This is a genomic window from uncultured Sphingomonas sp. (assembly GCF_913777625.1).
Lineage (GTDB): Bacteria > Pseudomonadota > Alphaproteobacteria > Sphingomonadales > Sphingomonadaceae > Sphingomonas.
In genome coordinates this window covers 1-19,994 of record NZ_CAJYTI010000007.1, presented here as the reverse complement: position 1 = coordinate 19,994, position 19,994 = coordinate 1, and the positions used below count along the sequence as shown (strand labels likewise).

Genomic DNA, 19,994 nt, shown 5'->3' with positions numbered 1-19,994 from the left:
GCGACTTTGCTGTTTTTGCAGGTTCAAGCTAACGCCGGGCTTTTCCGGAGGTCAACGAGCAAACGTTGCCAAAGCGGCGGGAAATCAAGGTCTTCCGCGGCTTTCGGCGAACCGGTCTCAAGGTCTTCGGACGAAGCACGCTTGCCGTAAGGGAAAGCGAACCGGCGATCGAAAGGACGAATGATGCACGATCACGCCAATGATCCCGACGACGGCGATCTCGTCGCCCCTGCGCCCAAGATCCCGGTGCCCGAGGACGTGGCCGAGGCGATCCGCACGCTGCTCCGCTGGACCGGCGACGATCCCGCGCGCGAGGGCCTGCTCGACACGCCCCAACGCGTTGCCCGCGCCTGGAAGGAATATTGCGCCGGCTATGCCGAGGATCCCGCGCACCACCTCTCGCGCGTGTTCGAGGAAGTGGGCGGCTATGACGAGATCGTGCTGTTGAAGGACATTCCCTTCCAGTCACATTGCGAGCACCACATGGCACCGATTACCGGCAAGGCTTCGATCGCCTATCTGCCCAGGAACCATGTTGTCGGCATTTCCAAACTCGCGCGTGTGCTCCACGCCTTCGCTCGCCGACTGCAGGTGCAGGAACGGCTCACCTCGCAGGTGGCCGACTGCATCTGGAACAACCTGCACCCGCAAGGGGTCGCCGTGGTGATCGAGGCGCAGCATGGCTGCATGACCGGACGCGGCGTACGCACGCCCGGCGTGGGCATGGTCACCAGCCGGATGATGGGCGTGTTCCGCGAGGACGAGCGCAGCCGGGCCGAAGTGCTCAAGCTGATGGGCTATTGATGCCGGGGCGGGTGCTGGTAACCGGCGGCGCGCGCCGTATCGGCGCGGCGATCTCCCGCGGCCTCGCCGCACGCGGCTGGGCCGTCGCCGTCCACCACCATCACTCGCCGGCCGAAGCGGAAGCGTTCGTCGCCGATCTGCGCGGGACCGGCGCGACCGCGGCGATGGTCTGCGCCGAACTCGCGGATCCCGCCGCACCGGTTGCACTGGTGGCGGCCTGCCGCGACGCGCTGGGCGGGCCACTGGATGCCGTGGTCAACAACGCCTCCCTGTTCGCCTATGACCAGCCGCCGATCGCGGACTATGCCCTGCTCGATCGGCACATGCACGTGAACCTGGCCGCCCCCGTCGGGTTGGCGATGGCCCTCGCAGACCAGCCGGACCTGGCAGAGGGGGCCGTGGTCAACCTGCTCGACCAGAAGGTGGGCAATCTCAACCCGGACTTCTTCAGCTACACCTGCTCGAAGCTGGCCCTGCAGGGCGCGACGCACATGCTCGCGCAGAAGCTGGCGCCGCGGGTGCGGGTGAACGCGGTGTCGCCCGGCCTCACCCTCCCCAGCCTCGACCAGACCGAGGAGGAGTTCGCCCGAACCGGCACCCAGAACCTGCTGCGCCGCACGGTCGACCCGGCGGACATCGCGGCGACCATCGCCTATCTGCTCGAAAGCCGAAGCGTGACCGGGCAGAACATCTTCGTCGATTGTGGCCAGCATTTTCTCGCGCGCGACAGCGACGTGATGTTCGAAGGACGAGAGTACCGCCCCGATGCCTGACTATATGATCCACCTCGACGCGCTCGAAGTTTCGATGGGGCTCGGGATCCACCCGGAGGAGCGCGCGAATCCCCAGCGCGTGCGCATCGACGTGTCGATGACGTGTCGCTATGCGGCCGTCCCCGAAGACCGTATCGACGCCGTCGTCGATTACGACTTCCTGCGGACCGGCATCCACGCCCTTGTGCAGTCTCGGCATTTCGAATTGCAGGAAGTGCTGTGCGAGGACGTTGCTGCGCTGGCGCTGCGGGACCCGCGCGTCGTGCAGGTGCGCGTCCGCTCGATGAAACAGGATGTTTACCCGGACGCGCGCGTCGGCTGCGAAATTATACGTACTCTTACGAATATGCAGGAATAATCCTGAATCGGGGCGCTCGCCCCAATCCTCTCCCCTATAATCTAGCGAAGGACCTTCCTTGGCGGACGTCCAGTGGGGATCGGTGTGCCTGTCACCAGAGGATCGTGAATGTCGATTGCAAGCTTCGTTCGCAACAGCGCCTTGGCCATGATGGCGATCCTGCTCGCGGGCGGGCTGCTGGCGGCGTGGCGCCTCGACCGTATCCGCATGGGTGGCGAAATGCCGGTGCGGCAGCAACTCAACGCCGATCTGATCGCGGACATCCTTCCCCCGCCCGAATATATCATCGAGCCCTATCTCGAAGCGACGCTGATTGCCCGCAACCCGGAGACCGTCGGCCAGCATGCCGAACGTCTGGCGGACCTGCACAAGCAGTATGACGAGCGCAACCGCTTCTGGCAGACCGCCCCTGTCGGCGAGGATCTGCGCGGCCAGCTGCTGCAGCAGGCGCATCCCGCCGCACAGAAGTTCTGGGCCGAAGTCGAAACGGGACTGTTGCCCGCCGCGCAAAAGGGCGATCGCGCCGCCATCGAGAGCAGCTATGCCAAGCTGAGCGCCCTCTACACCACCCACCGCGCCGCCATCGACAAGCTGGTGGCGATGGCGAACGACGCTCAGGTGCGGATCAAGGCCAAGGGCGATTTCGAATTCTATCTGGCGATCACCATCGTGGCGGTGCTGGCGCTGATCGTCGCCGGCCAGGCGGTCCATTTCTACGTGACCATGTATCGGCGCGTGCTGGAGCCGATCGGCACGCTCTCCGCCCTCACCGATCGCCTCGCCCGCGGCGAGGTGGCGGCGATCCCGTACCAGGACCGGACCGACGAAATGGGCCGTATCGCCTGCGGTCTCGAGCATTACCGCGCCGCCGCCGCCGCGCAGACCGAGGCCGACGCGCGCAAGCTCGCCGAGCAGCGTGAAGTTACCGAGGTGCTCGGCAACGGCCTGCTCGCGCTGCGCGAAGGCGACCTGACCCGCACGATCGATCAACGCTTCCCCGTCGAATATGAGGTGCTGCGCGAGAGCATCAACGAGGCGATCGCCTCGCTGCGCGCCCGCATCCAGCTGGTCAGCGAAAGCGCGGAGAATATCCGCTCGACCTCGAGCGAGATCGCGCACGGCTCCGAGGATCTGGCGCAGCGCACGGAAAAGAGCGCGGCGAATCTTGCGCAGGCGACCGAGGCATTGACCAAGATCGAGGAGCGCCTGCGCGCGACGATGATCGCGGCCGACAATACGGTGAAGCGCGCCGGCGAAGCCACCACGGCGCTGCGCGAAGGCCGCGGCACTACCGCCCGCGCCGTGCAGGCGATGGATCGCGCCAGCGGTAGCGCCAAGAATATCGACGGTGTGATCGAGGGCCTGGACAAGATCGCCTTCCAGACGCGCGTGCTTGCGATGAACGCCGCGGTCGAGGCCGGCCGTGCCGGCGAGGCAGGCCGCGGCTTCATGGTCGTCGCCGACCTCGTCGCCGCCCTCGCCCTGCGCGCCGAGGATCAGGCCAAGCAGGCCCGCGACATGCTGAGCGAAACGCAGGTCGACATCATCCAGGCCGCCGATGCGGTGCACGACACCGATACCGCGCTCGACACCATCTCGGGCGATGTCGAGGCCGTACACGACCTGATCGCCGCGATCGACCATGACAACCATGCCCAGTCGGCAGCGGTCACCCAGGTCGCGACCGCGATGAAGTCGATGGATCTCGTCACGCAGCAGAACGCGGCGATGGTGGAGGAAACATCGGCAGCGATCCGTAATCTCTCCGGCGAGGTGAACGCGCTTGCCCAGCGCGCCGGCGCCTTCCGTTTCCAGCGGACCGGCGGGCGCGGTCGCGGCGTCGCGCCCGCGCCCGAGCGCGAATTCGCCACGATGCACTGACCGGCCGTCCGAACGGTTTGACCTGCAGGGCGTGCATCCGCAGCATGGGACGATCCGGGAGGGATCGCCATGCTCATCATTCTACCCCTGCTCGCGCAGCTGCAGGATGTCACCGCACCTCCGGCCGGTACGTCTGCGCCCCCGCAGGATGAGATTCGCGTGATCGGCCGCAAATTGCGCGACTGGCGCGGTGCGATCAGGTTGGGAGACCATGCCGCGGGGTGCGTCACCAAACGCTCGACCGGAGACCGCGACATCGATCAGATCGGCCGCGACGCCATGACCACATGCGTGCCGATGTTCGAAGCGGCGTTGAAGGACGCCTATGCCCGCACGACCGACAAGGCCGTTCGGGAACGAAGCGCGGCCGACATCACCCAGCGGATGACCGCGTGCTTCGAAGCGCAGCACGACATGCGCATCACGGCCCTGGCCGATCGCCGCGCCGCACAGCGCAGCGACTCCACGCACTGAGGCGGCCCCTGCGGCCGCAGAAATCTGCATGGCGGAGTCGTACCCCGGTCCGGCGGCACGTCGTGGTACCGGACCGGGGATGGCACATGTCAGGCGCGGTTGGCGGCGCTCAGCACGGCGCGAACCGAGGCCGTCGCGATATCGGCGTCGATGCCGACGCCGAACACCGTCCGCCCATCCTCGGTGCGGCACTCGACATAGGCTGCCGCCTGCGCGTCCGCGCCGCCGCCGATCGCATGCTCGCTGTAATCGACCACGTCGAAGCGCGGGCCGGTCGAGCTGGCCAGCGCGTCGACCACGCCCGAGATCAGGCCGTTGCCGCGCCCCGAGATCGACTGCGCTGCGCCATCGATCGAGATCCGGCCGACGAACACGCGGCTGCCCGCGCTGCCGCTCTCCTCATAGTCGACCAGCGCGATCCGGTCCTTGTCACCGGGCAGATACACGCGCTCGAACAGGCCCCAGATATCGGCGGCGTTGAGCTCGCGGCTGGTCTCGTCGGCGAGCGCCTGGACGTGCTTCGAGAATTCGGCCTGCATCCGCTTGGGCAGCTTCAGCCCCTTGTCCTGTTCGATCACCCAGGCGACGCCGCCCTTGCCCGACTGCGAGTTGACTCGGATCACCGCTTCATAGTCGCGGCCGAGATCCTTGGGATCGATCGGCAGGTATGGCACGTCCCAGACCTGATCGTTGCGCGCCGCCTGCGCGGCGAAGCCCTTTTTGATCGCGTCCTGGTGACTGCCCGAGAAGGCCGTGAACACCAGATCCCCCGCATAGGGGTGCCGCGGGTGAACGGGCAGCTGGTTGCAATATTCGACCGTCTGGATCACCTCGTCGATGTCCGAGAAGTCGAGGCCCGGGTTCAGGCCTTGCGTGTACATGTTGAGCGCCAGCGTCACGAGATCGACATTGCCGGTCCGCTCGCCATTGCCGAACAGGCAGCCCTCGACGCGGTCCGCACCCGCCAGCAGGCCCAGCTCGGACGCCGCCACGCCGGTGCCGCGGTCGTTGTGCGTGTGGAGGCTGATGACGACGCTCTCGCGGTTGCGGATATTGCGGCAGAACCATTCGATCTGGTCGGCATAGACATTGGGAGTCGCCGCCTCGACCGTCGCCGGCAGGTTGAGGATCAGCGGGCGCTCCGGCGTCGGGCGCAGGATGTCCATCACCGCCTCACAGACCTCGACCGAGAAATCGAGCTCCGCGGTGGAGAAGGTCTCCGGGCTATATTCGAAATGCCAGTCGGTATCGGGCTGCTTGGCGGCCTCGTCGCGCAGCACCTTGGCGCCGTCGATCGCGATCTGACGGATTTCGTCCCGGCTCATGTTGAACACGATGCGGCGCCAGGCGGGCGATACCGCGTTGTAGAGGTGCACGATCGCCTGCTTGGCGCCCTTGAGCGACTGGAAGCTGGTCTCGATCAGGTCGCGGCGCGACTGGGTGAGCACCTGGACAAGGACGTCGTCGGGTATCTTCTCCTCGCGGACAAGCCCCGAGATGAAGTCGAATTCGGTAGCGCCGGCGCTCGGGAAGCCGACCTCGATCTCCTTCACCCCCACCTTCAGCAGGAGCTCGAAGAAGCGCGTCTTCTTCTCGCCGTCCATCGGGTCGATCAGCGCCTGGTTGCCGTCGCGCATGTCGGTGGAAAGCCAGCGCGGCGCCTTGGTGATGGTGCGGCCGGGCCACTGCCGATCGGGCAGATCCACCTGGGGGAACGGACGATATTTGACGCTGGGGTCGCGCAACATGGGACGTGTCTCTCTTCAAGGTCTGGCCGCGCCTAGCGCAGCCGTGATGCGGTAGGAAAGGTCCAGTTTGCCCTTAGGGGAGACGCGCGCAGGCGAGATCGGCCCCTAAGGGCGGATAAGTCGCAGGGTAAGGCGCAGGGCGTCGATCACCGCCTTCTAGTGCCGGAATTATACGATCTTGTCCAGCGGGCACGAAGTCCCTGTAAAACAACGGAGCTTCCGTGGCGTTGAACCATTGTTAACCAGACGGTGCCGAAAAGCATGCTCAGGAGAGGAATCCCATGCTGCAGCTCGTCTATATCAGTTCCGCCAACCCGGCCGCCCCCTGCCCCACCCAGGATATCCTCACGGTATCCCGCCGCAATAACGCGCGCGATCGGATTACCGGGCTGCTCTATGCCGATGCGGGTCGCTTCCTCCAGGCGCTGGAGGGGCCGGAGGACGCCGTCGAGGCCGCGTTTGCCCGGATCCGGCAGGATCCGCGTCACCGCGCGATCGTGATGCTGTCGCGCCGGGTGGTGGATCGCCGCGCCTTCGGGCATTGGGAAATGGCCCATCGCGCCCCCGGCGCGGATGCCGCCGGCTTCCTTTCCGACGTTCAGCGACTGACCGCGGAGGCGTCGCCGGAGGTGCGCGGCACCTTCGAGGGGCTGGTGCAGGCGCGCGCGCTCGCCTGACCGCGCAATATTCGATCAATCGACATCAAAACTGTTGCGTGCATGCACCACCGCAACGCCGCAAAATGACGGTTTGGCGCATGGCGATGCTGTCTGTGCTGGACAGACGCCCTTTCCCGCGATCAAAGGCGTACAGGGGCGTGCATCACCGCACGAACCGCAGTACATCGTTGGTTGCGACAAGGGGGAGGAAGCCTCTCAATCCCGAGGCGCTGACGAAGGAATAGCCCCATGAAGGGGCACGAACAGGAGTTAGACACGATGGCCGAGACCAAAGCACGCGGCGGCATTGCCAAGCCGGTTACCCCTTCGCCCGAGCTCGCGAAGATTGTGGGCACCGCCGATCTGCCGCGCAGCGAGATCGTCAGCAAGGTTTGGGAATACATCAAGAAGAACAACCTGCAGAATCCCGCCAACAAGCGGGAAATCCTGGCCGACGATACGCTGAAGCCGATCTTCGGCGGCGACAAGGCTACCATGTTCGAGATGAACAAGCACCTCGCCAAGCACGTCAAGTAAGCGGGGCGCGCCGCCCTGTCGGGCGGCATGCACAACAAAAGGGGCAGGTATCTCGCGATGCCTGCCCCTTTTCTTTTGCGCCGATCCGTACCCGCCCGGGCGAGCGGGACGATTCGCGTCGGCTCAGTGCGCCAGCACCAGCGGCACCGGGCATTCCGCCAGCATGCGCCGCGTCACGCCGCCAAAGGCAGCCTCCAGGAAACGGCTATGGCCAAAGCCGCCCATCACCAGATAGGCCGCGTCCAGCGCCTTCACCGTGTTCAGGAGCGCCCCGCCCACCGTGTCCGTCTTAGGCACCACCCGCACCTCCGGCCGGATGCCGTGGCGGGAGAGATATTCCGCCGCCTCCGCCGCGGGCAGTCGCAGCGTCCCTTCGTCGACCACGACGATCGAGACCGTCCCGGCATGCTTGAGCAGCGGCACGGTCGCCTGCAGCGCCGCCTCCGCCGTTCGCGACCCGTCCCAGGCGACCACCGCATGACCATAGAGGTCGAACGCCAGCACGTGCTCCGGGACCGCTACGATCGGCTTGCCTGTCTTCAGGATCGTGTCGCAGATCAGGTCGCGCATGTCCGGATAGTCGACCTTGTCGAGTTCGCGGTTGAGCACCACCAGATCCGCCAGCGCCGTCGCGTCGCGCAGGCATTCGCGGGCGAAGCCGGTCGCGTCGACCCAGGTATAGGGGACGTCTTCCGTCTTGAGCCGCGCTTCCATCCGCACGCGATTGGCCGCCTCGCGCACCTGCTCGTCCGCCATCAGCGCTGCGCCACCGCCGAACTCGACATAATCGCCGACATAGGCGGGTATCATCGCAATATCGACGCAGCGAAGATGCCCTTCCAGCCCACGCGTCAAATCCAGCGCCGCCTGGAACCGCGCTTCCTGCCCGGCGTCATCATGCATCAGAACGAGAACATTCTTCATGGTCGCCTCCGTTTTCCTTCCCGGAATTTCCAGGATGCAGGCACGGTAGGCAGCGCCGGGGAACGGCGACATGCGGTTAGTTACGGAGTCTCGGCGGCAATCACCGCCAGCGCGGCACGGTCGAGGATCACGAAGCTGCGCAGATCCGGCAGCGCGATCACGCCGTCGCGCTTCATCGCCGTCAACTTGCGGCTGACCGTCTCGATGGTGAGCCCCAGCAATTCGGCCATCTGCTGGCGGGTGAGCGGGAGCGAAACCGGCGCGCCGGTGCCGCACGTGCCCCGCGCGGCGAATTGGAGGAGCAGGCTGGCGACGCGCTCCCCCGCCGACTTGCGGCCGAGCAGCAGCATCCAGCGCCGCAGCTGGTCCAGCTCGTCATAGGCGCGGGTCAGCAGCGCCTGGCCGATCTCGGGATGCGCCTCGACCAGCGCAGGCAGCGCGCTGCGCGGGAAGACGCACAGCTCGCTCTCGGTCAGCGCGGTGACGCAGTGGCTCGACGGCCGCTCGCCGATCGCGCCGACGAAATCGGCGGGGAACGCCAGGCCCAGCATCTGCTCCCGGCCGTCCTCCAGCGAGGCGGAAAGCTTGACCAGCCCGTGATGGAGAATCCCCACCTGCTCGGCCACGTCGCCCTGCCAGATCAGCGCCTCGCCCCGACGCAGCACGCGCTTGCGCCCGATGCGGTTGAGGGCTTCCAGCGCCGCGGCCGAGATGCCGCCGCACAGCGACGCCATCCGCACCCCGCACGCGGCACAGCGTGCCGGCAGCGCCCATTCCGCCGCGCCCAGTTCTGGTTGGTTCCGGTCCATGTACATATCCGCCTCCGCGCGTTGCATGCGGCGGCGGCGGCGGCATGTCGTTACGTAGAGCTACGCAGCGGCCCGACCGATCTCCTTGGGAACATTACCTACGCTCGACGTTGCGCGGGATCAAAACCGTGCGCTCGCCTTGGCGCTAGTCGGTGCCTCGTCGAACACGAGGAGAATTACATCATGCGTACGTCGCTTTTTGTCGGTCTGGCTGCTGCCAGCCTGCTCGCCTCCACCGCGAGCGCCCAGGCTCAGGACCAGGCGGGCATCGCGGCCGGCGACTGGCTGGTGCGCCTGCGCGGCATCGTCGTCGCTCCCAACGAGAAATCGGACGGCCTCACCCCCGGCATCCCCACCGCCCGCGTGGGCGTGACCAATTCGGTGATGCCGGAAGTGGACTTCACCTACATGGCGACGGACAATATCGGCGCCGAGCTGATCCTCTCGAGCACGCGGCATGACCTCCAGGGCCGCGAGGCGATTTCCGGCCTCGGCAAGGTGGGCCATACCTGGGTGCTGCCGCCGACGCTGACGCTGCAATATCACTTCCTGCCCAAGACGGCGGTACGCCCCTATGTCGGCGCCGGCATCAACTACACCACCTTCTATTCGGCGAAGACCAGTGACTCGCTGAACAAGGCGCTTGGCCAGACCAGCCTCTCGCTGAAGGACAGCGTGGGCTATGCGCTGCAGGCCGGCGTCGACATCGACCTCAACAAGAAGTTCTTTCTGAACCTCGACGTCAAGTACATCGACATGGGCACCACCGCGCGGCTGAACACCGGCGGCACGATTAATCAGACCCATGTCGAGCTCAATCCGCTGGTGTTCGGCTTCGGCGTCGGCACCCGCTTCTGATCGCCTCGCCCTCCGCATCGCACCGCCCATTCCCGTTGCGGAGGGCATGACTGGGGAGCCGCACTCTAGGGGTGCGGCTCCCCTTCCTCTTTGGGGCCTGGTGCAGCGCGCGCCGCGACGTTGCGCTTGGTAAAGACGGCTTGGCTTCAGCAGGCATCATGCGCCGAGAGGGCGAAAAACCTCGACGCGCATGGCTGCCCCGCCCCGCCTTGCGTGCCATCAGCCCCTATCGATCGCATCTCGGGAGGGCGGCGCAGCCGCCGGGTGGCGGCATCACAGCAACCGGAATGTTTAAGGGGTGAACTGCACGCGGTCGCCTGCACCTCGATCTCCCGATCACCGAGTCCGTTATTGCGCGGCGTACAAGGCGACGAACGTTTTCCGCCTGCTCGAACGCCGTGCCGAGACCGTTCCAGCGATTTGAAGCGACACCGGCGGAACCAAAGCCTTTCTGAAACGTACGTTAACAAAGCGTTTCGCTCGGCGGTCGTCGCCCCGCACCTCTAGCGCGAGAAGTGTATCGCAATGCAACATCGAGCCTCTTTCCGCCCGAATTATGGTTTTGCAAGCGCGAACACATTCGAATATGATTTCAAAATGACCCATATGCGCCAACCGGGTTACTATTGGGTCGTGTTCCTCGGGGAATGGGATATCGCATCCTGGGCGGGGGAATGGTGGGAATTTGCCGGCCTGCCCGACTCGACCTATGACGACAGCGACCTCGAGCGGATCGGACCGCGCATTCCCCATCCCGAGGAGGAGATCGCCCCAGCGGCAGGAATCGCGACGGAGCGGTTCGCGCCTCGGCTCGTCCGGCAAGGCTGAAGCCAAAGGCGCTCGAGACAGCAACGCGTAGCGCACGCAACGCCGTGCCAAGCGCTTCGGCCGCGCTTTCGCATTGGCGAAATCGAAATGAAGCTTGCAGTCGAGGCCGGCGCGTTGCGCAGGATGCATACCCGATCGGAATGCTCTTCCTGATCTGTGCCGAGGAGGTCGGAGCCCGATCACGCGGTGCCACGATGGTTGGCTGGGAATTGGCCTGCCGGTAGCATGCAGGGCCGGACGCCGCCCCGATGCAGAAAAGGTCGGGATGGCAAACCATCCCGACCCCTTCATGCCGTTGGCCCCAGGGTTGGGCCTTGGGCTATTAGCGGAACAGCGACGTGATCGTCTGCGGCGCCTGGTTGGCGATCGACAGCGCCTGCACACCGAGCTGCTGCTTGACCTGCAGCGCCTGCAGCTTCGCCGATTCCTTCGCCAGGTCGGCGTCGACGAGATTGCCGATGCCGCTCTCGATCGTGTCGGAAAGCTTGCTGGTGAACGCCTGCTGGGCGTCGATCTTGCGCGACGCCGCGCCGAGCTTGCCGAGCACCGAGGTCAGGTTCGACTGGGTGGTGGTGATCGTGTCGATCATCGACTGCGCGGTCGCCTGGGTGCTGATCGTCGCGGTCGACGAGATCGTGATGTTCGAGCCGCCCAGGTCGAGGCCCTGGTTCGCCACCGAGAGCGAGTCCGGGTTCCAGGCCGTGGTCGCGGTGTTCGAGTCCTGCAGCGACTGCAGGGCCGTCACGGTGCCGCCGCCGGTCTTCAGCAGGTTGGTACCGTTGAAGTTGGCCGAGTTCACGATCGTGGTGATCTGGTCACGCAGCGCGGTGAAGTCGTTGTTCAGCTGGGTGCGGCTGTCGGCGGTCTGGCCGGCGTCCGCCGCCTGATAGGCCTTGGCCTTCATCTGGTTGACGATATCCGAGATCTGCTCGGCACCGGCAACGGCGACGTCGGTCACGCTCTTGGCGCGGCTGAGCGACGACGAAACCGACTTGAGGCCGCCCAGATCGCTGCGCAGGCCCTGGGCGATCGTGTAGGTCGCCGAGTCATCCTTGGTCGAGGAAACCGCGAGACCGGTGTTGATCCGGTTCTGGGTGGTCGACAGGTCCTTCTGCGTCGAGCTCAGGCTCTGCAGAGCCGCCATCGCGCCGACATTGGTGTTCACGGAGAAAGCCATTAATATTTCCTTCTGGAAGTTAGCCGCTTCTGCGAGCTACGTCGGATCGCCGACGCACGACCAAGTGCTGCTGCACCTGGCCAGCCCCTTCTCCAATCAAATCATTAAAATAATACCATCAACATCATGGGCTACAACGCTAACGGACGTTAACCATAGTGCCGACTATCTACGGTCCCGGCGGACATCACCTCGATCGTGTCTTGGGCACCCGTCCCACCAGCTGCCATTTTGGCAGCGTGACCGACCTCGCCTTCGCGCACGTCGATGCCCGTGCCGTTTCCGGGCAGTTCGAGATCAGGAAAGCGAAGATGTTCGACAAGCCCCATCGGGCGAAGATCCTGCGACTCGTCCGGTCCGCTCACGAACCGATTGCAGGGGGCAGCCGGGAGCAGGAGACGCGCCCCGGGCGGCGCGTGATCTGCAAGCGGCTTTGGGTGGTGACCCGGAGAGGATTCGAACCTCCGACCTCTCGATTAGGAATCGCTTGCTCTATCCTGCTGAGCTACCGGGCCACGAAGCTGCTCGTACCGGCCAATGCGGGGCAAATCAATTGCGCGCCTCGGGCGGCACGACCGGGACCAGCAGCGGCGCGATCGGCACCCCTTCTTCCACCAGCGCCTTGGCTTCCTCGAGCGTAGCCCGGCCATGGATCGGCGCCTCGGGCGCGTCGCCCGCATGCATGGCGCGTGCTTTCTCGGAGAAGGCGCTCCCGACCCATGTCGAGGTTTCGAGCTGCTTCACCTGAAGTTGCGCGATCGCGGCAAGTGCCGCCTTGAACGCCTCGGGCGTGACCGGTGCCTTCTCCGCCACCTGGTTGCCCTTCGCCCCCACCGCCGGCGCCATGACCGCCTTGGTAACCGTGACGTCGCCGCAATAGGGACAGGCGATCAGCCCCTGCGCCCGCTGCTCCTCATAGGCGCTGCTCGACTTGAACCACACCTCGAACACATGATCGCCGCTACACTTGAGGTCGAAGACGATCACGCCTGCGTAGCCTCCGGAATCGCGCGGCGGTGACGCAGCACGGGCACGCGGCTCCGCACCTCCGCGATCCGGGCGGAGTCGATCTCCGCGAACCCGAGACCGGCCGCCTCGCCCATGTCGAGCAGTACGTCGCCCCAGGGGCCGATCGCCAGGCTGTGGCCATAGGTGGCGCGGCCGTCCGCATGGACGCCGGTCTGCGCTGCCGCGATCACGAACGCCGCCGCCTCGATCGCGCGGGCGCGCAACAACACATGCCAGTGCGCGGCGCCTGTCGGCCGCGTGAATGCCGCCGGCACCGCGAGGATCGTCGCCCCGGCATCGCTGAGCGTGCGGAACAGATCCGGGAAGCGCAGGTCGTAGCAGATGGCGAGCCCCAGCTTCCCCAGCGGCGTGTCGACCACCATCGGCGCCGGGCCCGCCGTGTAGCTGTTCGATTCACGCCAGCTCTCGCCGGTCGGCAGATCGACGTCGAAGAGGTGCATCTTGTCGTAGCGCGCGCGGATCGCGCCGCTGTCGTCGATCACGAACGCGCGATTGGCGAGCTTGCCGTCCTCGCGCAGCACCGCAATGCTGCCCAGATGGACCCAGATGCCGTGCCTGGCGGCTGCATCGCGCACCGCCGCCAGCACCGGATCCTCGGCCTCGGGCCGATAGTGCGGCTGGGCGCGCTCGCGATTGCCGTCGAGCAAGCCGGACATTTCCGGCGTGAACAGCATCGCCGCCCCGCCCGCCTTGGCCTGTGCCACCGCCTCGACCAACGTCGCGGCATTGGCGGCGGGATCGATCCCGCTCGTCATCTGGAGCAGCGCGGCGCGGGTCATGCGGCGAGGAGCGGGTCCAGGCCGCCCTGGCGATCGAGCGCGGCGAGATCGTCGGATCCGCCGATATGCTTTCCGTCGATGAAGACCTGCGGCACGGTGGTGCGGCCGGGTGCGCGCTCCAGCATCTCGGCGCGCTTCGGCCCGCCCATGGTGATGTCATATTCCTCATAGTCCGCGCCCTTGGCGGAGAGGAGGTTCTTGGCGCGCGTGCAATAGGGGCAGAACGCCTTGGTGTAGATTTCGACCTTTGCCATAGTCCTCCAGAGGTGTGCGCGGGGGTCCCGCTTGTCAATCCAGGGTCTCGTCGGGGAGAACGCGCGCCCAGCATAGCAGGATCACCTTCGCCGCCCCGCCGCGCTTGAGCAGCCGGGCACAGGCATCGCCGGTCGCGCCGCTGGTATGGACATCGTCGACCAACAGCACGGTGCGCCCCTTCAGCCTTTCGCGCGCTTCCGGCGCGAGCGCGAAGGCCCCCGCCACTGCCTTGGCGCGCGAGCGCCTGCCCAGCCCCTGCAGCTTCGGCGTCGCCTTCACCCGACGAAGCACGTCGCGGTCGACCGGCAGGCCGGTGCGTCGCGAGACTCCCTGCGCGATCAGCAGTGCCTGGTTGAACCCCCGCGACCAGAGCCGCCAGCGGTGCAGCGGCACCGGCACGAGCAGGTCGGCGCCCTCCGGCATCAGCCGCACCATCGCCCGGGCCATCGTCTCCGCCGCGGCAAGCCTGCCGCCATATTTCAGCTTGAGCGCCAGCCGCCGCGCGATGTCGCCATAGGCCACCGCGGCACGCACCCCGTCATGCGGCGGCGGGTTGGCGAGACAGTCGCCGCAGCGCGCGCCTTGCCCTCGGTCGAACGCGAACGGCAGGTGGCAGCAAGCACACCAGGGGGGGCCGAGAAAATGCAGGTGGTCCCAGCAGTCGGCACAGAAGCGATGATCGGCCTCGACGATCGCGCCGCAGCCCGGGCAGCGCGGCGGCAGCGCGAGGTCGATCAGCCGGAGGAAGGGCGCGCGAACATCCACCACGCTCTTGTTCCAAGCGCCGCGCCGCTGCACAAGCGCGCCTGTGTCCGACTCCGAAATCTTCGATCGTTCGCTCCGCCGCAAACGCCGCGACCGCGCCGCCCGCAGCTATGAGGGCTTTCTGCGCGATCATATGCTCGACGGGCTGATCGAGCGGCTGGAAGGCGTGAAGCGCGAGTTCCGCACCGTGCTCGACCTGGGCAGCGCCGACGGCAGCTTCTATTGGCCGGGTGCCACGATCACCCGGCTGGAGGCGGGCGAAGCCTTCGCTGCCAAGACCGGCGCGGTCCAAGCCGACGAAGACCTGTACCCCTTCCCCGAAGCCAGCTTCGACCTGGTGATCTCGGCGGGCGTGCTCGACACGGTGAACGACGTGCCCGGCGCGCTCGCCCTTGCCCGCCGCGCGCTCAAGCCGGACGGACTGTTTCTCGGCGCCTTCCTCGGCGCGGGCACGCTCTCGACCCTGCGCGCCTGCCTGCTTGCCGCCGAGGCCGACAGGCCGGTCGCCCGCTTCCACCCGCAGATCGACGTGCGGGCGGGCGGCGACCTGCTGTCGCGCGCCGGCTTCGCCCTGCCGGTCGCCGATGTCGAGACGCTGACCGTGCGCTATGGCGGCCTGGGCGGACTCATCCGCGACCTCCGCGGCATGGCGGCGACCAATTTGCTGCCGAATACGCCGCCGATGCGCCGCGAGACGCTGCTCGGCACCGCTGCGGCCTTTGCCGAGCGCGCCGAGCCGGACGGCCGCACGCCGGAGCGCTATTCGATCGTCTACCTGACGGGCTGGGCCCCAGATCCCTCGCAGCCCAAGCCCGCGCGGCCGGGCAGCGCCACTGCGTCGCTGCTCGATGCGTTGAAGCCGAAGCAATAGCGGCAATCCAGCCGGTTCTTCGGTCGTCGCTTCGATGCAGCGATCGCCATCGGGCTGATCTTCCTGCCGGACGGGACGGACCGCACCCGGGCGGCCGCTTCCTATCGCTTGGCGCCCTCATCTATCGGGCGGCGCTGGTGGAAGCAGGGTTCGAGCGGTGCCACGACTTGGCCGATGCGGGCGGCAATCCCCGTTTCGCTGCGACCGCGGTCTAGACGAGCAGCTGCTCCAGCACGGTCAGGAAGGGAAGGTCCGCCGGCGGCATCGGCAGGCTGCGGAGCATGGCGAGGTCCGCCCAGGCCAGCGCGCTGGCGTGGCGCGGTTCGGGCGTGCCCTGCCAGGTATCGAGCCGGTAGAGCAGCAGCACGAGGTGCCGATCTGCCAGAGGCGCGCTCGCGAAGGTGAGCGGTGCCAGGGTGGCGGGATCGACCCCCACGCCCAGTTCCTCGTCCAGTTCCCGCGCGAGCGCTGCCTCCGGGCTCTCGCCGGGCTCGATCTTGCCGCCGGGAAACTCCCACAGGCCTGCCAGCGAACTGCCCTCGGGTCGTTGCTGCACCAGCACGCGACCGTCCAGAATCATGGCTGCGGCGACCACCGGCAGCAGCGACCTTCTCTCGCTAAGCACTTTGCAACCAAATCCTGCAATGTTTCAGACTGCTTTCTGAACGAGATGGATTGCCGATGCGAGCCCTGATCCACCTGCTGCGCGCGCTTGCTTGCACCCAACGCGGTGCGACCGCGGTCGAATATGGACTGATCGTGGCGCTGATCGTGCTCGCGATGATCGCCGGCCTCACCAGCCTGGGCAACGGCACCGCCCAGCTGTGGGGCAACATCTCGCAAAAGGTCCAGGATGCTGGCTGAATGTCGCTGTAAACCTCTCGCTAAGCACGCGATTTAGCCGGTTCTTAACCCCTCTTCCCTAGGGTCGACCTGCCTCTTCGGGTCTGCCGCCGGGGCCGGTGTTTGAAGTTTCTGGGACGATGGAGTCGGGTATGCAGAAGATTCGCAAGTTTCTGAAGAATTCCAAGGGCGCGACGGCGATCGAATATGGCCTGATCGCAGCCCTGATCGCGGTTGCCGCGATCGCCGCCATGCAGGGTCTGGGCAACCAGCTCAACAAGACGTTCGGTAACGTCACCTCGAACATGAAGGCCTCGTAAGCCTTTAATCGCTCGCCGGTTTCGGGGGCGGTGGCGCTGCCGGGCATCACCGCTCTCCCTGGCAACTGCTTGGGAGCCCGTCCGATGACGACGCTTCGTAGTCTGATCGCCAGCCGAAAGGGCGCCACGGCGATCGAATATGGATTGATCGCGGCTCTGATTGCCGTCGCCGCGATCGCCGCCATGCAGGGTCTGGGCAACCAGCTCAACACGACCTTCGGGAACGTCAGTTCCAATATGAAGGCGTCCTGAGCGACGTCCGGACGAAGAAAAAAGGGGCCGTCACCCGGTGTGACGGCCCCTTTTTTCGTTCCGTGAATCAGACCCGGCCCATCGCCAGGAACTTCGCCCGCCGCGCCTGGCGCAGCGATTCCGGCGACTGCCCGGAGAGACCGGCGAGCGCCTTCTCGATCGCGTCCCCCAGCGCCTGGATCGCCTGGCCGGGGGCACGGTGCGCCCCGCCCAGCGGTTCCGGCACGATGCCGTCGATCACCTTCAGTTCCTTCAGATGCTGTGCGGTCACCTTCATCGCTTCGGCCGCGTCGGCAGCCTTGTCGGCAGTGCGCCACAGGATCGAGGCGCAGCCCTCGGGCGAGATCACCGAATAGACGGCGTGCTCCATCATCAGCACCTGGTTGCCCGCCGCCAGCGCCACCGCGCCGCCCGAGCCGCCCTCGCCTACGATGGCCGAGACGACCGGCACGCCCGCCGCCAGGCAGGCCTCGGTCGAGCGCGCAATGGCTTCCGCTTGGCCGCGCTCTTCGGCCTGGATACCGGGGAACGCGCCCGACGTATCGACCAGCGTCACGATGGGCAGGCCGAACCGGTCGGCCAGCTCGACCAGGCGAATCGCCTTGCGATACCCCTCCGGCTTGCCCATGCCGAAATTGTGCCGCAGGCGGCTGGCGGTATCCTCGCCCTTTTCATGGCCCAGCACCATGACACGCTGGCCGCGAAACTGCGCGAAGCCGCCCATGATCGCCTGGTCGTCACCGAATGCACGGTCGCCTGCCAGCGGCACGAACTCGTCGAACAGCCCGGCGACATAATGCTTGAAGTGCGGACGCTGCGGATGGCGCGCGACCTGCGTCTTCTGCCACGGGGTCAGCTTGGTGAAGGTATCGCGCAGCAGCTTGTCGGACTTGGCCTGGAGCTTGGCGATCTCCGCGCCGATATCGACCGTCCCTTCGGCGGTCGTGTCGCGCAGCTCGTCGATCCGGCTCTGGAGCTCGGCGATCGGTTTCTCGAAATCGAGGAAGGTCGTTGACATGGCGCTATCGCCTAAGGGCGCTTGTCCCGAAAATCAACGAGCGGGTGTTTTGCATTGACGAGTTCGACCAGTCGGCTCGCCTCGACATGGGTGTAGATTTCGGTCGTGGCGATGTCGGCATGGCCCAGCATCGCCTGCACCGCGCGCAGATCGGCCCCGCCGCCGAGCAGATGGGTGGCAAAGGCATGGCGCAGGACATGCGGGCTGACCCGGTCGGGTGGAATGCCCGCCTCCGCCGCCAGCGCCTTGATCAACTGATAGAGGCGGATGCGGGTCAGATGCTTCTTGCCGCCGGGGAAGAGCCAGGGCTTGTCGGCCGGGACATGCACCCGCCACGCCGCCACCGCCGCACGCGCCTGGTCCGAGATCGGCACCATCCGTTCGACACCGCCCTTGCCCTTCAGGATCAGGAAAGGGCGGTCCGGATGGACGGCATTGCGCGGCAGGGCGACCAGTTCGCTCGCGCGCAGGCCCGAGCCATAGAGCAGCTCGACCAGTGCCGCGAGCCGCAGATCGTTCGCGCTGGGATGCGCGGTGCCCGTCCGCTCGGCGATGGCGGCGAACAGCCGATCGATATCGGCATGGCTGAGTATCTTGGGCAGCGCCCGCCGCTGGCCCGGACGGGGCAGCACTGAAGAGGGATCATCGCCGCGCAGCCCCTCTTCATGCAGAAAGGCATAGAAACGCCGCAGCGCCGCCGCCTTGCGTGCCACGGTGGCATTGGCCAGCGACGCCCAGCCATCGGCCAGCCGCTGGAGCGCGCCCTCATCGGCATCAGCCAGCCCGTCCATCGCCTCGGCGGCCAAGCGCAGGTCGGAGCGATAGGCCGCCAGCGTATTGCCCGCCGCGCCAGCCTCCGCCGCCATCATCTCCAGAAAGCGGTCGACCAGCGCGGCGTCGTGCATCTTCATGTCCGGGCGATCGCCTCCGCCGCGATCATCCGTGCCTCGGCGTCCAGCCCGACCGAGCGCAGCGCCTCGACGATGCGATAGAGCGCCTGAGGGGGCACGCCTCGCCAATCGCTGGTCTGCATCCCGACCGCGCAGAGCAGGACGACCATGCCCGTCTGCTCGTCCGCCACCGCCTGATCGAGCGCCTCGGTCCAGGCATTGCGCTGGCCGACCCGCACGTCGAGCGCTTCGGCGCCCTTTTCGATATCGGTGCGCGACAGCCGCCCGAGCCCGGCCAGTCCGGCAAAGAACATACGCTGCTTCAAGGCGTCGGCGCTATAGTTGGAGACCCGGTCGTACGCCAACTGGCCTTGCCGGTCGGGATCGCTCAACTCGATCATCGCCCAGGCGTCGCTATTCTGCTTCGCGACATCGCGCCAGCGCGCTGCGCTGCGATCCAGCCCCGCCGACAGCATCGAGGCGACCAGCCGGTCGGCCTCGCGCCCGTCGCTCGTCACCGGCAACCGCGCGGCGGCGCGGGCGGTCAGGATCAGTCGGCCATAGGGGGTAGGCTTATCATCGCCCCAGAGCGAGAGCATCGCCGACAGCCGCTGTCCCTCGTCCCCGGCGGCATAGGCGTTGCGCAGATCGTTGCCGATCGCCGACTGGGCCCGGCTCGCCTGATCGTCATCGCTCAGCCCGGAATAGAAATCGACCAGCGCGGCGTTGGAGAGAACGCCCAGCGTCGCCGCCTGATCGACCACGCCTGCCCGCTCGATCGCGGGCACCGATGCCGAGGTCGCCAGCCAGCCACGCACCTGCGGCCCGACATAGGAAAGATAATCCGGCGGTACCGTCACGCCCGTCGCCGTGGCCAGGCCGAACCGCCAGACCGTGAGGCGGTCTGCCCCGCCCCAATCGACGCTGACCGCCTTGCGTGCGGATCCTGCCCCCATCAGCTTTTCGGCGAGCTTCAGGTCGAAGTCGTCGGCGACCCGCTGACGGCGCATCTGGCGAACCGTCGCGGTGGCGCGTGCGCCATCCCCCGTCAGCGCCGCGCACCAGCCTTGCGCCAGTCGATAACCGCCCAGTCGCGTCACCGCACTGCCGCGATCGGCCAGCGGGCACAGCCCCGCCGGATC

At 66.7% G+C, this 19,994-nt stretch carries 26 protein-coding genes and 1 tRNA gene; 13 read left to right on the top strand and 14 right to left on the bottom strand.

Going from position 1 to position 19,994, the window contains the following annotated elements; all coding sequences use genetic code 11:
- Window positions 1-180: 180 nt before the first annotated feature.
- The 5 genes from folE (at window position 181) to QZ814_RS03545 (ending at window position 4,290) form a co-directional block, all read left to right on the top strand.
- On the top strand, window positions 181-804 hold the full coding sequence (gene folE, locus QZ814_RS03565; RefSeq protein ID WP_294329718.1) for a GTP cyclohydrolase I FolE: 624 nt from the start codon (window positions 181-183) through the stop codon (window positions 802-804).
- Complete coding sequence (locus QZ814_RS03560; protein ID WP_294329717.1) at window positions 804-1,577, top strand: SDR family oxidoreductase; 774 nt, start codon at window positions 804-806, stop codon at window positions 1,575-1,577. Before folE ends, QZ814_RS03560 begins: the two co-directional genes overlap by 1 nt.
- Window positions 1,570-1,935: a dihydroneopterin aldolase gene (locus QZ814_RS03555; RefSeq protein WP_294329716.1), complete on the top strand. Its 366-nt coding sequence runs from the start codon at window positions 1,570-1,572 to the stop codon at window positions 1,933-1,935. Before QZ814_RS03560 ends, QZ814_RS03555 begins: the two co-directional genes overlap by 8 nt.
- 150 nt (window positions 1,936-2,085) lie before the next feature.
- A complete protein-coding gene (locus tag QZ814_RS03550; RefSeq protein WP_294329715.1) occupies window positions 2,086-3,816 on the top strand; it encodes a methyl-accepting chemotaxis protein in 1,731 nt (576 codons plus the stop codon).
- 159 nt (window positions 3,817-3,975) lie between these two features.
- A complete protein-coding gene (locus QZ814_RS03545; RefSeq protein ID WP_294329714.1) occupies window positions 3,976-4,290 on the top strand; it encodes a hypothetical protein in 315 nt (104 codons plus the stop codon).
- 89 nt (window positions 4,291-4,379) lie between these two features.
- Here the strand turns inward: QZ814_RS03545 and leuA are convergent, their stop codons facing one another.
- The gene (leuA, locus tag QZ814_RS03540; RefSeq protein WP_294329713.1) at window positions 4,380-6,038 is read right to left on the bottom strand and encodes a 2-isopropylmalate synthase; all 1,659 of its coding nucleotides are present in this window, start codon (window positions 6,036-6,038) and stop codon (window positions 4,380-4,382) included.
- 281 nt (window positions 6,039-6,319) lie between these two features.
- On the opposite strand from leuA, the gene QZ814_RS03535 reads away from it, so the two are divergent.
- Both QZ814_RS03535 and QZ814_RS03530 read left to right on the top strand, forming a co-directional pair.
- Entirely contained in the window at window positions 6,320-6,715 is a 396-nt protein-coding gene (locus tag QZ814_RS03535; protein ID WP_294329712.1) for a BLUF domain-containing protein, read from the top strand.
- 261 nt (window positions 6,716-6,976) lie between these two features.
- A complete protein-coding gene (locus tag QZ814_RS03530; RefSeq protein ID WP_010543335.1) occupies window positions 6,977-7,234 on the top strand; it encodes an SWIB/MDM2 domain-containing protein in 258 nt (85 codons plus the stop codon).
- 123 nt (window positions 7,235-7,357) lie between these two features.
- Here the strand turns inward: QZ814_RS03530 and QZ814_RS03525 are convergent, their stop codons facing one another.
- Window positions 7,358-8,158 (bottom strand): universal stress protein, encoded by an 801-nt coding sequence (locus QZ814_RS03525; RefSeq protein WP_294329711.1) that lies wholly within the window; start codon window positions 8,156-8,158, stop codon window positions 7,358-7,360.
- Between the two features lie 80 nt (window positions 8,159-8,238).
- A complete protein-coding gene (locus tag QZ814_RS03520) occupies window positions 8,239-8,967 on the bottom strand; it encodes a Crp/Fnr family transcriptional regulator (protein ID WP_294329710.1) in 729 nt (242 codons plus the stop codon).
- Window positions 8,968-9,150: 183 nt separating this feature from the next.
- Here QZ814_RS03520 and QZ814_RS03515 point away from each other — a divergent pair, with 183 nt between their 5' ends.
- Window positions 9,151-9,825 (top strand): OmpW family protein, encoded by a 675-nt coding sequence (locus tag QZ814_RS03515; RefSeq protein WP_294329709.1) that lies wholly within the window; start codon window positions 9,151-9,153, stop codon window positions 9,823-9,825.
- A gap of 597 nt (window positions 9,826-10,422) precedes the next feature.
- Window positions 10,423-10,653, top strand: coding sequence for a hypothetical protein (locus QZ814_RS03510; protein ID WP_294329708.1), 231 nt, complete (start codon window positions 10,423-10,425; stop codon window positions 10,651-10,653).
- A 322-nt stretch (window positions 10,654-10,975) separates the two neighbouring features.
- Here the strand turns inward: QZ814_RS03510 and QZ814_RS03505 are convergent, their stop codons facing one another.
- The 7 genes from QZ814_RS03505 to QZ814_RS03475 all read right to left on the bottom strand — a co-directional run bounded on the left by QZ814_RS03505 (window position 10,976) and on the right by QZ814_RS03475 (window position 14,658).
- Window positions 10,976-11,830: a flagellin gene (locus tag QZ814_RS03505; protein ID WP_294329707.1), complete on the bottom strand. Its 855-nt coding sequence runs from the start codon at window positions 11,828-11,830 to the stop codon at window positions 10,976-10,978.
- A 149-nt stretch (window positions 11,831-11,979) separates the two neighbouring features.
- Window positions 11,980-12,159: a hypothetical protein gene (locus QZ814_RS03500; protein ID WP_294329706.1), complete on the bottom strand. Its 180-nt coding sequence runs from the start codon at window positions 12,157-12,159 to the stop codon at window positions 11,980-11,982.
- Window positions 12,160-12,268: 109 nt separating this feature from the next.
- Window positions 12,269-12,345, bottom strand: a tRNA-Arg gene (locus tag QZ814_RS03495).
- 34 nt (window positions 12,346-12,379) lie between these two features.
- Entirely contained in the window at window positions 12,380-12,817 is a 438-nt protein-coding gene (locus QZ814_RS03490; protein WP_294329705.1) for a DUF1178 family protein, read from the bottom strand.
- Window positions 12,814-13,638 (bottom strand): carbon-nitrogen hydrolase family protein, encoded by an 825-nt coding sequence (locus QZ814_RS03485; RefSeq protein ID WP_294329704.1) that lies wholly within the window; start codon window positions 13,636-13,638, stop codon window positions 12,814-12,816. Before QZ814_RS03485 ends, QZ814_RS03490 begins: the two co-directional genes overlap by 4 nt.
- Complete coding sequence (gene grxC, locus QZ814_RS03480) at window positions 13,635-13,892, bottom strand: glutaredoxin 3 (protein ID WP_264608338.1); 258 nt, start codon at window positions 13,890-13,892, stop codon at window positions 13,635-13,637. Before grxC ends, QZ814_RS03485 begins: the two co-directional genes overlap by 4 nt.
- A gap of 34 nt (window positions 13,893-13,926) precedes the next feature.
- Window positions 13,927-14,658, bottom strand: coding sequence for a ComF family protein (locus tag QZ814_RS03475; RefSeq protein ID WP_294329780.1), 732 nt, complete (start codon window positions 14,656-14,658; stop codon window positions 13,927-13,929).
- Between the two features lie 43 nt (window positions 14,659-14,701).
- Here QZ814_RS03475 and QZ814_RS03470 point away from each other — a divergent pair, with 43 nt between their 5' ends.
- Window positions 14,702-15,529, top strand: a complete 828-nt coding sequence (locus QZ814_RS03470) for a methyltransferase domain-containing protein (RefSeq protein ID WP_294329703.1) — start codon at window positions 14,702-14,704, stop codon at window positions 15,527-15,529.
- Window positions 15,530-15,740: 211 nt separating this feature from the next.
- Here the strand turns inward: QZ814_RS03470 and QZ814_RS03465 are convergent, their stop codons facing one another.
- Window positions 15,741-16,133 (bottom strand): (deoxy)nucleoside triphosphate pyrophosphohydrolase, encoded by a 393-nt coding sequence (locus QZ814_RS03465; RefSeq protein ID WP_294329779.1) that lies wholly within the window; start codon window positions 16,131-16,133, stop codon window positions 15,741-15,743.
- Between the two features lie 77 nt (window positions 16,134-16,210).
- On the opposite strand from QZ814_RS03465, the gene QZ814_RS03460 reads away from it, so the two are divergent.
- From QZ814_RS03460 to QZ814_RS03450, 3 genes are all read left to right on the top strand, one after another.
- Window positions 16,211-16,393 carry a Flp family type IVb pilin gene (locus QZ814_RS03460; protein ID WP_294329702.1) on the top strand — a complete coding sequence of 61 codons (183 nt, stop codon included), beginning with the start codon at window positions 16,211-16,213 and terminating at the stop codon, window positions 16,391-16,393.
- Between the two features lie 131 nt (window positions 16,394-16,524).
- A complete protein-coding gene (locus QZ814_RS03455; protein WP_294329701.1) occupies window positions 16,525-16,692 on the top strand; it encodes a Flp family type IVb pilin in 168 nt (55 codons plus the stop codon).
- A gap of 84 nt (window positions 16,693-16,776) precedes the next feature.
- Window positions 16,777-16,944 (top strand): Flp family type IVb pilin, encoded by a 168-nt coding sequence (locus QZ814_RS03450; protein WP_294329700.1) that lies wholly within the window; start codon window positions 16,777-16,779, stop codon window positions 16,942-16,944.
- A gap of 67 nt (window positions 16,945-17,011) precedes the next feature.
- On the opposite strand, the gene QZ814_RS03445 is transcribed toward QZ814_RS03450, so the two are convergent.
- The 3 genes from QZ814_RS03445 to QZ814_RS03435 form a co-directional block, all read right to left on the bottom strand.
- Window positions 17,012-17,962 (bottom strand): acetyl-CoA carboxylase carboxyltransferase subunit alpha, encoded by a 951-nt coding sequence (locus QZ814_RS03445; protein WP_294329699.1) that lies wholly within the window; start codon window positions 17,960-17,962, stop codon window positions 17,012-17,014.
- 11 nt (window positions 17,963-17,973) lie between these two features.
- Window positions 17,974-18,873 carry a tyrosine recombinase gene (locus QZ814_RS03440; protein WP_294329698.1) on the bottom strand — a complete coding sequence of 300 codons (900 nt, stop codon included), beginning with the start codon at window positions 18,871-18,873 and terminating at the stop codon, window positions 17,974-17,976.
- Window positions 18,870-19,994: hypothetical protein (locus QZ814_RS03435; protein WP_294329697.1), on the bottom strand; the 1,125-nt coding region annotated here is incomplete at its 5' end. The genes QZ814_RS03435 and QZ814_RS03440, both read right to left, overlap by 4 nt.